General features: G+C 75.1%; 10 protein-coding genes. 5 read left to right on the plus strand and 5 right to left on the minus strand.

Annotated elements, in window-relative coordinates:
* The first annotated feature begins 47 nt into the window (after positions 1–47).
* From J5Y05_RS12880 to J5Y05_RS12890, 3 genes are all read left to right on the plus strand, one after another.
* Positions 48–743, plus strand: a complete 696-nt coding sequence (locus J5Y05_RS12880; RefSeq protein WP_210871755.1) for a hypothetical protein — start codon at positions 48–50, stop codon at positions 741–743.
* Positions 740–1,204, plus strand: a complete 465-nt coding sequence (locus J5Y05_RS12885; protein WP_210871757.1) for a hypothetical protein — start codon at positions 740–742, stop codon at positions 1,202–1,204. Before J5Y05_RS12880 ends, J5Y05_RS12885 begins: the two co-directional genes overlap by 4 nt.
* Positions 1,205–1,574: 370 nt before the next feature.
* A complete protein-coding gene (locus J5Y05_RS12890; RefSeq protein ID WP_210871758.1) occupies positions 1,575–2,636 on the plus strand; it encodes a PucR family transcriptional regulator in 1,062 nt (353 codons plus the stop codon).
* A gap of 94 nt (positions 2,637–2,730) precedes the next feature.
* On the opposite strand, the gene J5Y05_RS12895 is transcribed toward J5Y05_RS12890, so the two are convergent.
* Positions 2,731–4,266, minus strand: coding sequence for a flotillin family protein (locus J5Y05_RS12895; RefSeq protein WP_210871760.1), 1,536 nt, complete (start codon positions 4,264–4,266; stop codon positions 2,731–2,733).
* Between the two features lie 156 nt (positions 4,267–4,422).
* Positions 4,423–4,932, minus strand: a complete 510-nt coding sequence (locus J5Y05_RS12900) for an NfeD C-terminal domain-containing protein (protein WP_210871763.1) — start codon at positions 4,930–4,932, stop codon at positions 4,423–4,425.
* Positions 4,933–5,312: 380 nt separating this feature from the next.
* Between J5Y05_RS12900 and J5Y05_RS12905 the strand changes: the two genes are divergently transcribed.
* On the plus strand, positions 5,313–7,211 hold the full coding sequence (locus tag J5Y05_RS12905) for an NAD-binding protein (protein WP_210872733.1): 1,899 nt from the start codon (positions 5,313–5,315) through the stop codon (positions 7,209–7,211).
* A gap of 469 nt (positions 7,212–7,680) precedes the next feature.
* Here the strand turns inward: J5Y05_RS12905 and J5Y05_RS12915 are convergent, their stop codons facing one another.
* Complete coding sequence (locus J5Y05_RS12915; RefSeq protein WP_210871765.1) at positions 7,681–9,510, minus strand: S9 family peptidase; 1,830 nt, start codon at positions 9,508–9,510, stop codon at positions 7,681–7,683.
* 119 nt (positions 9,511–9,629) lie between these two features.
* Between J5Y05_RS12915 and J5Y05_RS12920 the strand changes: the two genes are divergently transcribed.
* Positions 9,630–10,496, plus strand: a complete 867-nt coding sequence (locus J5Y05_RS12920) for an SURF1 family protein (protein WP_210871767.1) — start codon at positions 9,630–9,632, stop codon at positions 10,494–10,496.
* Between the two features lie 65 nt (positions 10,497–10,561).
* On the opposite strand, the gene J5Y05_RS32240 is transcribed toward J5Y05_RS12920, so the two are convergent.
* Entirely contained in the window at positions 10,562–12,007 is a 1,446-nt protein-coding gene (locus J5Y05_RS32240) for a hypothetical protein (protein WP_281730731.1), read from the minus strand.
* A complete protein-coding gene (locus J5Y05_RS12930) occupies positions 12,004–12,579 on the minus strand; it encodes a SigE family RNA polymerase sigma factor (RefSeq protein WP_210871769.1) in 576 nt (191 codons plus the stop codon). Before J5Y05_RS12930 ends, J5Y05_RS32240 begins: the two co-directional genes overlap by 4 nt.
* Between the last annotated feature and the right edge of the window lie 143 nt (positions 12,580–12,722).

The following is a 12,722-nucleotide window of genomic DNA, read 5'->3' on the forward strand; positions in this document are numbered from 1 at the left end:
TACACGGCGTGCTAGCATGCGCGGGGTTGTCGTACCTAGGGGGCTCCATGTCATGGAGAGATGTACGCGCCGGTGCCCTGAGCGTTCTGGACCCGACCGGCGCCGTGTTCCCCGCCCATCGGGCCGGTGCCGGACCGGGCCCCGGCCTCGGTGAGCGGCTCGCCGCCGTCAACGCGGCACTGGACACCGCCGCGCGCCTGCCCACGGCTCCCACGGAGGACGGCACGGACGCGCGGGAGATGCGGGACGCGCTGGCCACGCTGCGCCTGGTCGCCGTGACCGTGAGCTTCACCTCGGCCGCGCTGTCGGCGGTGCTGGCGGTGCTGGCCCTCGTCGTCGACTCGCGCTGGCCGGTGGTGGTGATAGGCGTGCTGTCCGCCGTGACCCTCACCTCCCTCGCCGCGTTCCTCTGTGCGCTGCGGCACGCGCTGACCCGGCGCGGACGGCGCGGGCGGGCGCTCTACTCGGAGTTGCGCGCCCTCGCCTTCAAGCGGGTGGAGGAGCTGGACACCGCGCAGCTCATGCGGCGGAGCGAGCGCGACCACGAGATGGCGCGGGCGCTCCTGTTCCAGATCCTCACCGAGTACGAGGAGGCGTCGGCCGCCCGGGGCGCCCCCGGCACCCTGCGCTCCGTGCCGACACCCGACACCGCGCGCCGGCTGATGCGCTCGGCCAGCCCCACCCACCCGGTCCGGCAGGCACTGCACATGATGGTCGCCGACCTCCAGGAGAAAAGCGCTTGAACGAACGCCCGGCGGCCCCCGCCCCGGCGGACCCCTCGCTCGTCGCCCAACTCATCGAACTGGCGAAGCACTTGGAGGTCGCCAACAAGCGGCAGCTCCGTACCGTCCTGCACGCCGTGACCGCCGACTACCGGGTGCAGCGGATACAGGCCATCGGCCAGATGGCGCAGAACCTGGTCGGCCAGCTCTTCGCCACCGGGCTCGTGGGCGGATTCCTCTTCCTCGCCTACCACATGGTCCAGCGGGGCGAGTCCGGGTACGCGGTCCTGCTCGCCGGGTTCCCGGCGAGCAGCATGGCGGGGATCTTCGTCCTGCGGGTGCTGCCCGACTTCAAGGCGATGAGCGCCTTCGCCCGGCAGGCCGGCGCCCTCGCCGCGAACGGCTCCGCCGCCGTCCCCGCCCAGGCCGGACCCGGCACCGCTCCGGCCGGCGTCCCCCCGTCCGACGGCGCCGCCGTCTGACCCGGCGGGCCCCGGACTTCCGCCGGTACGCGTACGCGTGACAGCCCGGCGCGCACCCGCGACACCCGCGATGCCCCACGCCCGTATACCCGTAAGCCCCGATACCCGTACGCCCGTACGCCCGTAAGCCGTACGCCCGTACGCCCGTAAGCCGTCCGCCCGTAAGCCGTCCGCCCGAAGGGGCCGCCCGCACCCGGTGGGCGGCCCCTTCGCGTGCTCCGGAACCCGTGCCGGGCACCGGTTCCGGCCGGCCCCGCCCGACCCCCACCCGCCCCCCTCCCCCCGCGTTGCCGGGCTCCGGCAAGGTTTACTACCCTCTCGTTGCCGGATACCGCGCACCGGGGCGTGAACGGCAGGGGAGGGCGCGGACATGGGGGAGCAGCACGAGGCATACCTGTCGGGGTACGCCGAGATCCTGGCGGAGGTGGCCGGCACCGGGCGGCGCCTGACCCGCGACGAGTTGGACGGGCGGCGCAGGCTCGGCGAGGAGGCCGCCGAGGTCGGCCACAGCCTGCGCACCCTCGTCCGGGGCCATCTGCACGCCACCCGCGTGTCATGGCCCGGTAAAGCGGGGAGCGAGGGGACCGTCCCGAACGTGCTCGCCGCCGTCGCCCAGGCCGTCGACGCCTTCGCCGAGGGGTACGAACGCGCCCAGCGCCTCGCCGTACGCCAGGAGGAGGCGGCGCGGCGGGAGTTCATCGACGACCTGCTCTACGGCCGCAGCGACCTGGGCCGGCTCGCGGAGCGCGCCGAACGCTTCGGCCTCGTCCTCTCCCGGGCCCACGCCGTCGCGGTGGCCGAGGGCCCCGAGCCCTACGACGACACCGCGCCCGTGACACGGCTGGTGGAGACCGCGCTCATCTCCCGCTTCGGGGACCGGCGCGTCCTGATCACCACCAAGAACGGGCACCTGGTCTGCATCGCCCCCGGCGACCAGGACGAGATCCTCGCCTTCTTCGCCAAGCAGGCGTACGCCGCCACCGACGGCGGCCGGGTGGCCATCGGCCGCGCCCAGAGCGGCCCCGGCGGCGTGGTGCACAGCTACGAGGAGGCGCTGAGCACCCTCGAACTCGCCGAGCGGCTGGAGCTGGGCGAGCACGTGGTGCGCGCCGCCGACCTGCTGGTCTACCCGGTGCTCACCCGCGACCGGCAGGCCATGGCCGACCTGGTGCTGAGCGTCCTCGGCCCGCTGCGGGACGCCCGGGGCGGCGCCGAACCGCTGCTGCGGACGCTGGAGGTGTACTTCGACGCCGGCTGCACCGCGGCCGAGGCGGCCCGCCGGCTCTCCCTGAGCGTGCGGGCGCTGACGTACCGGCTGGAGCGCGTCCACCAGTTGACCGGGGCCGACGCCTCGGACCCGGTGCACCGGTACACGCTCCAGACCGCGGTCATCGGGGCCCGCCTCCTGGGCTGGCCCGACGAGGACCTCTGACCCCGGAACGCGGACCGGCCCGGCCGGGGGAACCCGACCGGGCCGAAGGTCCGTCCGGACCGGAGGCGGAGCGCCCCCCGTCCGGACGGGTGGTTCAGCCGGTGATCTGGACCTTGCCGTTGTCGGCCGGCTCCGCGACGTCGTCCTTCTTCCCGGCGAGCGGTCCGGCGCCCGCGACGTTCTTCAGCAGCGCCGCCAGGTCCACGCCGGTGGTGGAGTTCAGCAGCTCCATGCCCTGGGCCACGTTGTCCGCGACCGTGCGGGAGAGCTGGCTCGCCCCGTCGGTGGAGATGACCGTCAGCTTGTCCACGGCCGACAGCGGCTCGGACGCCTTGGCCACCACCTGCGGCAGCACCTCGACCAGCATCTGGAGCACGGCCGCCTCGCCGTACTGCTCGAAGGCGTCGGCCTTCTGCCGCATCGCCTCGGCCTCGGCAGCGCCCTTGGCGCCGATCGCCGCGGCCTCCGCCTCGCCCTCCAGCCGGACCGCCTCCGCGATCGCCGCACGGCGGGACCGCTCGGCCTCACCCTGCTTGAGACCCTCGATCGCCTCGGCCTCGGCCAGCGCGCCACGGCGCTGCTTCTCGCCCTCACCGGTGAGCCGGGCCCGCTCGGCCTCGGCCTGGGCGGCGGCGATCTCGGCGGAGCGCTCGGCCTCGGCCTGCTTGACGCGGGCCACCCGGCGGGCCTCGGCCTCCTGCTCGGCGGCGTAGCGCTGGGCGTCGGCGGGCTTGCGGACCTCGGTGTCGAGCTGGCGGTCCTTCAGCGCGGCCTGATGCTGGGCGACCTTCTCCTGCTCGGCGAGGATGTCCTGCTGGCGGGCCGCCTCGGCGAGGGGACCGGCGGCGTTGGCGCGGGCCGCGGCCTGGTCGGTCTCGGCCTTGATCTCGGCCTGCTTCAGGTAGAGGGTCCGCTGCGCGATCGCGATCTCCTCCTCGGCCTTCAGCCGCGCCTGCTCGGCCGCGCGCCGGGCCACGGCCTCGGCGATGTCGGCCTCCTGCTTGGCGCGGGCGGCCTCGGGACGGCCCAGGTCCTCCAGGTAGGAGCCCTCGGTGGTGATGTCCTGGATCTGGAAGGCGTCCAGCACCAGGCCCTGCCCGGACAGGCTCGCCTCGGCCTCCTCGGCGACCTGGCCGGCGAAGGCGGCGCGGTCGCGGATGACGTCCTCCACGGACATCCGGCCGACGATCGCGCGCAGCGCGCCGGACAGCACCTCCTGGGTGAAGCCGACGATGCCGTCCTGCTGCATCAGGAAGCGCTGGGCGGCGGCGCGGATCGCGTCCTCGGTGCCGCCGACCTTGACGATGGCGACGCCGTCCAGGTTGGCCTTCACGCCGCGCAGGGTGACCGCGCCGCGGACGGCGACCGGGATGTGCCGCGAGGAGAGGTCCAGGGTGAAACGCTGCTGCACGAACGGCACGACGAAGACGCCACCGCCGACCACGACCTTCTGGCCGCTGTTGTCGGTGATGACCCGGCCGGTCTCCGGATCGGTGGACTTCTTGCCGCGCCGGCCGGTGACGATGAACGCCTCACTGGGTCCGGCGACTTTGTAGCGGCTGACGACCACCAGCGCGAGCAGTACGAGGAGTACGACGACTCCCAGTACCGCGATCACGACAGGACTCATGACACTGCCCCCGAATCACGGAGAAGGAACGAGAAGAGAACACGTGGGAAAGGAGGGATGGCGAAGGAATACCGGGCGCGGCGGTAAAGGAAAGGCACGCGGAATGGACTCGTATGTCCCGGCGGGGCCGAAACCGTCCGCGTCGCTCTCCACCGCTCAGCGCTCCACCGGGCGCACCACGACCGACGTCGACGTCGGCGCCGACTCGACCCACACCTCGGTGCCGCGGGCCACGGGCAGCGCGCTGCGTGCCGAGCACTTCAGCGGCTGGCCGGCGAGCCGGAGCATCACCTCGCCGAAGCCGTCGGCGGGGATCGCGGTCACCACCCGGCCCGACGTGCCGACGAGCTGGTCGTGGGTAGGCGTGCCGTCCGTCTGATCCCGCATCAGCGCCCGGCTGAAACGGTACGTCAGCCAGCCCGCCGCGACACCGGCCAGGGCTCCCACACCGACGGCTCCCGCCGTGCCGGTCCAGCCGGTGCCCAGGGCGATCGCGCCGCCGAAACCGGTCATCGCGGTGAATCCGGCGATCACCGGCAGGGACAGCCATCCCTCCAGGAGACCGTCCAGGGCGCCGTCGAAGACGCCTTCCAACAGCCCGTCGAAGATCAGCGACAAGGCGAGCAGCACAACCCCCGTGATACCCAGCCCAAGAAACCAGGCCATATGCGCCGTCCCCCTCTCGCCCGTCGCTGAGCTTCGGTGAAACGAATCCTCACATGCGGGGGAAGACGATGTCATTGCCCGGCTCCGGCAATCTTTACGCTGCTTTTATGCCGCCCTCACCCGCAACCGTCCTCATCCTACGGAACACCCGGCCCGGCGGCTGTCCGCGAACGGTGACCCGTCGGTAACGGTATGGCACGCGAACCCGTGGGAGCGGTCCCGCGAGAAGCCCGCCAGGGGCCCGCCCGGGGCCGCGCACGCCGGCCGCGGGGGCTGGAACCGGTGGTGACGTTGCGGCAGTCTTGTCCCCCGTGGCGATCGTTCCGAACCAGGGTCCCCCGAGCGGTCCGCAGGGCGGCCCGCCCGGCGACGCGACCCACATGGTGGTCTGCGGCGACGACGGGCTGGCGCACCGGCTCGCCGCCGAACTGCGCGGCGTGTACCGCGAACACGTCACCCTCGTCGTCCCGCCCTCCGGGCGCCAGGTCCGCCGGCCGGTCGTCGGCCGGGCCCGCGCCGCCTCGGCGGCGCTGCTGGACCGGGTGGTCAACGCGACCGTCAACCGCGGTGGCGAGACCAACGGCACGCCCCGCCCCGTGGAGGCCCTCGAACCCACCGAGGACGTGCTCGCCGAGGCGGGCGTCGACCGGGCGGTCGCCCTCGCCCTCGTCTACGACGACGACGAGACCAACATCCGCGCGGCGCTGACCGCCCGCCGGCTCAACCCCCGCCTCCGCCTCGTGCTGCGCCTCTACAACCGCCGGCTCGGTCAGCACATCGAGGAACTCCTCGACCAGACCGCCGCGTTGTCCGCCGGAGACGGCCGGGCGCGGGGCCTGGACGGCGGCGGGGCCTCGACCACCGTGCTCTCCGACGCGGACACGGCCGCGCCCGCGCTGGCGGCCACGGCGCTGGTCGGCACCGGCAAGGTGGTGGAGACCGACGGGCTGCTGCTGCGCGCGGTGGAACGGCATCCGCCGCGCCCCGGCGAGGTCGCCGACCCGGGGCTGTGCACACTGGCGCTGCTCTCCGCGACCAGCAACGACCCCGCGGGAGCGGACGGTTCGGAGACCAGCGGCGACCAGGCGCCCTACCTGCTGCCCGACGCGGCGGCCGTGGAGGCGGCCACCGGGCGCGGGACGGTCGCCCTGGAGCAGGTCTCCTACTCCGGTCCGGCGCTGTCCGCCGCGCGGACCCGGGTGCCGCCGTTCGCCTCGCTCTTCTCCCGGCGGCTGCGCTGGTCGCTGGCGGGCCTGGCGGCCTGCGTGATCGCGCTCGCGGTGGCGCTGGCGGTGGTCACCGGCGACAACGCCCTGCACGCCACCTATGTGACCCTGCTCGACCTGTTCGCCATCAACGAGCCGGCGCACAACCAGTCGGCCGGCGAGCAGATCCTGCAACTCCTCTCCGGTTTCACCGGGCTCCTGCTGCTGCCGGTGCTGCTGGCGGCCGTGCTGGAGGCGCTGGGCACCTTCCGCAACGCCTCCGCGCTGCGCAAGCCCCCGCGCGGGCTGGGCGGGCACGTGGTCCTGCTGGGCCTCGGCAAGATCGGCACGCGGGTGCTGACCCGGCTGCGGGAACTGGACATCCCGGTGGTGTGCGTCGAGGCCGACCCGGAGGCCCGCGGCATGGCGACCGCGCGGCGGCTGCGGGTGCCGGTGGTGCTCGGGGACGTCACGCAGGAGGGCGTCCTGGAGGCGGCGCGGGTCCACCGGGCGCACTCGCTGCTCGCGCTGACCAGCGCGGACTCGACCAACCTGGAGGCGGTCCTCTACGCCCGGTCCTTACGGTCCGACCTGCGCGTGGTGCTGCGCCTGTACGACGACGACTTCGCCACCGCCGTGTACCGCACCCTGCGGGCCGCGCATCCGCAGGCACTGACCCGCAGCCGCAGCGTGTCCCACCTGGCCGCGCCCGCCTTCGCGGCGGCGATGATGGGCCGCCAGATCCTGGGGGCGATCCCGGTCGAGCGGCGGGTGCTGCTCTTCGCGGCCGTCACGGTGGCCGGGCATCCCCAACTGGAGGGGCGGACCGTCGGGGAGGCGTTCCGGGCCGGGGCGTGGCGGGTGCTGGCGCTGGACACGGGGGCCGACGGCGGCCGTCGCCCGGGTGAGCCGGGTGGCGGCGCCGAGGGGGTGCGGTCGTCGGGGCTGGTGTGGGAGCTGCCGGAGACCTACGTCCTGCGGGGCCAGGACCGGGTGGTGCTGGCGGCGACCCGGCAGGGCCTGGCGGAACTCCTGGGCCGCCGCGCCCGCGTCCCGGGCCCGCCGTCGTACTGACGGCCCCGGGGGGCCTTCGGGGGATGCCCCGGGGCCTCCGAGGGACCGGTCGGGGACACCCCGGGACCCCCGAGGGACCGGTCGGGGACACCCCGGCCCCGGCCCTGCGGGGCCCGGCCGAGACGGCCCTCGCCGAACCTGCCGGGGCCGCCAGGTCCGCCAGGTCCGCCAGGTCCGCCAGGTCCGCCAGGTCCGCCAGGTCCGCCAGGTCCGCCGGGACCGCCAGGACCGCCAGGACCGCCAGGACCGCCAGGACCGCCAGGACCATGCGCCTACCGTTGCCACCCCGGTCGGGGAGGCACCCTCCGGGCCCCGCCCGCGCCGCCCCGCGCCGCCCCGCGCCGCCCCCTGCCGGCCTGGCCGGAGCGCCGCCGCCCCGGCCGGGCCAGCTCGGGCCGGCTCGGCCGGGAAAACGACCGGCGACAGCCCCGGCCCACCCCCTTGCCGGGCCGCCCGGGGCATCCGCCCCCTACCGCGCCGGCAGGTGCCGGGCGGCGAAGTCCAGCTCCAGGCGGACCTGCTTGAGCCGTTCGTCCACCACGAGGGAGCCGTGTCCCGCCTCGTACCGGTACACCTCGTGGACCGCGCCCCTCGCCTCCAGGCGCCGTACGTAGTTCTCGATCTGGCGGATCGGGCAGCGCGGGTCGTTGACCCCGGCGGAGATGTACACGGGGGCCTTGACCTGGTCGACGTAAGTCAGCGGCGAGGACGCCTCGAAGCGCTCCGGGACCTCCTCCGGGGTGCCGCCGAGCAGCGTGCGGTCCAGGGCCTTCAGGCCCTCCATCTCGTCCTGGTACGCGGTGACGTAGTCGGCGACCGGGACGGCGGCGATGCCCAGCGTCCACGCCTCGGGCTGGGTGCCGAGGCCGAGCAGCGTCAGGTACCCGCCCCAGGAGCCGCCGGTGAGGATCAGCCGGGCGGGGTCGGCGAGGCCGGAGGAGACCGCCCACTCCCGCACCGCGGCGATGTCCTCCAGCTCGATGAGGCCCACCCGGTGCTTGAGGGCGTCGGTCCAGGCCCGGCCGTACCCGGTGGAGCCGCGGTAGTTGACCCGGACCACCGCGTACCCGTGGTCGACCCAGGCGGCCGGGCCGGCGGCGAAGGCGTCGCTGTCGTGCCAGGTCGGTCCGCCGTGGATGTCGAAGACGGTCGGCAGCGGCCCGCTCGCGCCCGCCGGCTTCTGCACCAGGGCGTGGATACGGCCGCCCGGCCCCTCCACCCACACGTCCTCCACCGGCACCGAGCCCGGCGACCGCATGCCGGGCGGGTCCAGCACGACGCGGCCGGTGGTGGAGCGGACCGCGGACGGCTCGGCGGCGGAGGACCACAGGTATTCCACGCTGCCGTCCGGGCGGGCCGTCGCCCCGGAGACCGTGCCGGCCGGGGTGGGGATCTCCACCAGCTCGCGCTCGGCCAGGTCGTACCGGAACAGCTCGCTGCGGGCCTCGAAGCCGTGCACGATCAGCAGGCCGCTGCCGTCCGGGTACCACTCGGCGCTCACGTCGCCGGGCAGCTCCAGGGCGAGGTCGGTCTGCTCGCCCGTCGCCACGTCCCACACCAGGGGCTCCCAGCGGCCCCGGCGCTGGTGGCCGATGAGCAGGCGGGTGTCGCCGTCGACGGGGGCGAAGCCGAGCACCTCCAGGCCCAGTTCCTCGGTGCCGCCCCGGGTGTCGTCGAGGTCGGCGACGGCCGTGCCGTCGGGGCCGAGGACGCGCAGCGCCGAGTGCATGGCGTCGCCGTGCTCCGTGTGCTCGATGGCGATCAGCGTGCCGTCGTGCGAGAGGTCCCCGACGCCGGCCGACTCGCGGTGCCGGTAGATCTCCACGGGCTCCCCGCCCGCGCGCGCCAGGTGGATCGTGGTGCCGTCGGCGTCGGTGGAACGCCCGATGACCGCGGTGCGCCCGTCCCGGCCGAGGGCGAGGCCCGCCGGATAGGAGGGGTCGAGTCCGGGCACCGCCGGCTCGTCCGCGCCGCCCGCGAAGGGCTGGCGGCGCCAGACGCCGAACTCGTCGCCGTCCTTGTCGTCGAACCACCAGATCCACTCACCGTCGGGCGAGAGCACGCCGACCGTGGTCCCGTTCGGCCGGTCCGTGGCCTGGCGTTGCCCGCCGGTCGACCGGTCCCAGGCGTACAGCTCGTAGGTCCCCGTCGCGTTCGACACGAACAGGGAGCGGTGCGGCGCGTCCTGCGCCCAGTCGGGCAGCGACACCCTCGGCGCCCGGAACCGCTTCTCCCAGTCCGGCATCTTCTCAGCCTGCTCCCGCCGCCGCGGCGAGAGGGACCCGTTGCTCTCAGTCATGGCCCCATACTGCCCCGTCCGGCCGGACGGCGCGGATCACGTCCCCAGCCTGTGGACAACTTCGCCCGCGGGCCGCCCCGAGGCCCACTCCCGCGCGGGCGCCCCGTACCGTGGAGGGCGTGTACCGGTTTCTGCTGACGCCCCGGTGGTGGGGGATCAACGTCTTCCTCGTCCTGTCCATCCCCTTCTGCGTCTTCATGGGGTCCTGGCAGCTCGGCCGGTTCGAGGACCGCGTGCAGGCCCACGACCGCGCCACCACCCAGGCGGCCTCCGACCGCCGGGAGGCCGCGCGCCCGCTGGCCGACCTGCTCCCCGTCGACCAGTCCACCGTCGGCAAGCAGACCACCGTCACCGGCCGGTACGACGAGCAGTTGCTCGTACCGGACCGGACGCTGGACGGACGCACCGGTTACTACGTCCTGACCCTGCTGCACACCGACGAGGGGCGCGCGCTGCCCGTCGTCCGGGGCTGGCTGCCCGGCACGCCGGACGCGTCGAAGGCCCCGGCCCCGCCGACGGGTGAGGTCACCGTGACCGGGGCGCTCCAGGCATCCGAGACACCCGGCAACAACGGGGTCGGCTCCCGCTCCGGACTGCCCGCCGGCCAGACCGGCGCGATCAGCACCGCCACGCTCGTCAACCTCGTGCCGTACGACCTGTACGACGCGTGGGTGACGCTCAACGACGGGGACTCCGGGATGCGGGCGGTGCCGGTGAGCGCCCCGCAGAACACCGGCCTGGACCTCAAGGCGTTCCAGAACCTCGGCTACACCGCCGAGTGGTTCGCCTTCGTCGGCTTCGTGATCTTCATGTGGTTCCGGCTGCTGCGCCGCGAGGTGGAGCTGACCCGCGACGCGGAGCTGGGCCTCGCCCCCGACGGCACCGAGACCGCCGACACCGCTGGGGCCACCGAGGCCGATGGGGCCGCGCAGACCGCCGGGGCCGGGCGGGAGCTGGAGGACCGTCCCAGCCCGACCGGCGTCTGAGCCACGCCGCGCCGCATCAGGCCGACCCGGATCAAGACAGCCCGGAGGCCAGGACGGCCCCCGCATCAAGCCGACCCCGGGAGCACTCCCGTCCAGTACACCGTCCCCGCGCACGCGTTGGACACGGTGGTCGTCGCCGTCCCCGAGCCGCCCTCGGGGGCGTACGTCACCGTCACGCTCCCGTCGGCCGGGGCGTCCTCGGTGATCAACTGGGTCTGGGTGCCGCTGTCGCCGCCGGTGGAGCCGCCGCTGTTCGTGGCGACGTCCTCCGAGGGCGTCGGGTCGGGCGAGGCGCCGCCGCTGCCGCCGCCGGGCGTACCGCCCGTGCTGGGGCAGGTCTCCGAGGGCACCCAGGCGAACCGCACCTCGTAGGAGGAGCCCGGCGCCAGGGTCAGCGAGGCGACCTCCAGGGACGGGTCGGGCAGGGCCGCCGCCGCGTCCCCGGCCGTGTGCCGGGCGGTGCCGATCCGGCCGGCGTCCGCCGCGCCCTGGGCACCGGCGGAGAGGCTGCCGGGACCGGCGACGGTACAGCCGGCCGAGGAGACGTTGGTGACGCGGAAGGTGCCGTAGACGGCGCCGGTGGAGTCGGGGGCCGCGCTGCCGGCGACGGCCGGTCCGAGCTGCCCCGCCGTACAGGAACCGGGGTCGGCGGCGCTGCTGGCGGAGGGGTCTGCGCCGTCGGCGGAGCCCTCGGCGGCGCCGGTCTCCGCGTCGTCCGGCGTACGCGCCGGGCCGGTGCCGTGCTCGCCGTCGGCCGGGCCGCCACTGCCGGCGGTGCCGCCGTGCCCGCCGGCCGGGCCGGTGCCCTGGGTGGCGCCGCCCTGCGCCTGCGAGGCGTTGCCGGCGACGGAGGGGTCGGCGCCGAGTCCGCCGCCGGAGGAGACGTGCACCAGGGCCGGGACGGCCGTGCCGAGGAAGAGCGCGGCGGCGGCCACGCCGACGACGGCCTGCCGCTTGCGGGCCCGGCGCGCGGGCACGGCCCGGCGCAGGTGCTCCAGCGTGCCGTCGCGCGGCGCCACCTCCCGCACCGCCTGGTGCAGCAGACCGCGCAGCGCGGCCTCGTCGCCCCCGAGCGCGTCGGGGTGCTCGCCGTCCGCGGCCCGGGGGGCCGGTACGAGGGCGATGGGCGCCGTGTCACCGGGGGTGCCGGCGGCGCCTTCCGAAGCGAGGCTTTCCCGGGCGGCGCCTTCCAGCGCCGTGCCGTCCGGGTCGGACGGGATTTCCGGACCCGAGTCGTCCGGGTCCTGGCTCTCCGACGTCGGGCCGTCCGGCGCGGAAGCCGCCGGGGCCGGCAGGTGGTCGGTGGGGGTGTCCCCGGGGGTGGGGCCCGGGTCGGCGGGGCCGTGGTTCACAGTTCCGTTCCCAGCGTGCGTGTACGTCGGCTCGTGCGTGTCCGGGCTCTCCGGCCCGGCGTCGGCGCCGTCCGGCGGCGCCGCGTCCTCGTGCGGGGCCCGCTCCTGGCGGGCCTCCTGCCCCTCGGGGGCGTCCCGCCGCGCGTCCTCGGCGCTCATGCCGTGGCCCCCATGGCCACCCTGAGCGCCGCCATGCCGCGCGATCCGTACGCCTTGACCGAGCCCAGGGATATGCCGAGCGTCTCGGCGACCTGAGCCTCGGTCATGTCCGCGAAGTAGCGCAGGACCAGCACCTCGCGCTGACGGCGCTGGAGCCCTTTCATCGCCTGGATCAGCGAGTCGCGCTCCAGGAGGTCGTAGGCGCCCTCCTCCGCGCTCGCCATGTCGGGCATCGGCTTGGAGAGCAGCTTGAGGCCGAGGATGCGCCGGCGCAGCGCGGACCGCGAGAGGTTGACGACGGTCTGCCGCAGGTAGGCGAGCGTCTTCTCCCGGTCGCGGACGCGTTTGCGCGCCGAGTGGACGCGGATGAACGCCTCCTGGACGACGTCCTCGCAGGACGCGGTGTCGTCCAGGAGCAGCGCGGCGAGGCCGAGCAGCGACCGGTAGTGGGCCCGGTACGTCTCCGTGAGGTGGTCGACGGTGGTACCCGCCACCACGCTCTCCTCCGCGCCGTCGCGCTGGTCCGTGAGGCGGGCCGGCCGGGCCGCGGGCATGGGCGCGATCACCGGCATGCCACCGGCCGCGCCGGCGGCGCGGGGACGAAGGGGCCGGACGGGCCGGACGGCTGCCCGCAGAGCCGCACCGCGTGTCGCCGCGGTGAAGTCGAGTACCTCTGCCACGCCAGTTGGACCCACTTGCCCCCGCAAGGGTTGTA

Source organism: Streptomyces tagetis (assembly GCF_018069565.1).
Lineage (GTDB): Bacteria > Actinomycetota > Actinomycetes > Streptomycetales > Streptomycetaceae > Streptomyces > Streptomyces tagetis.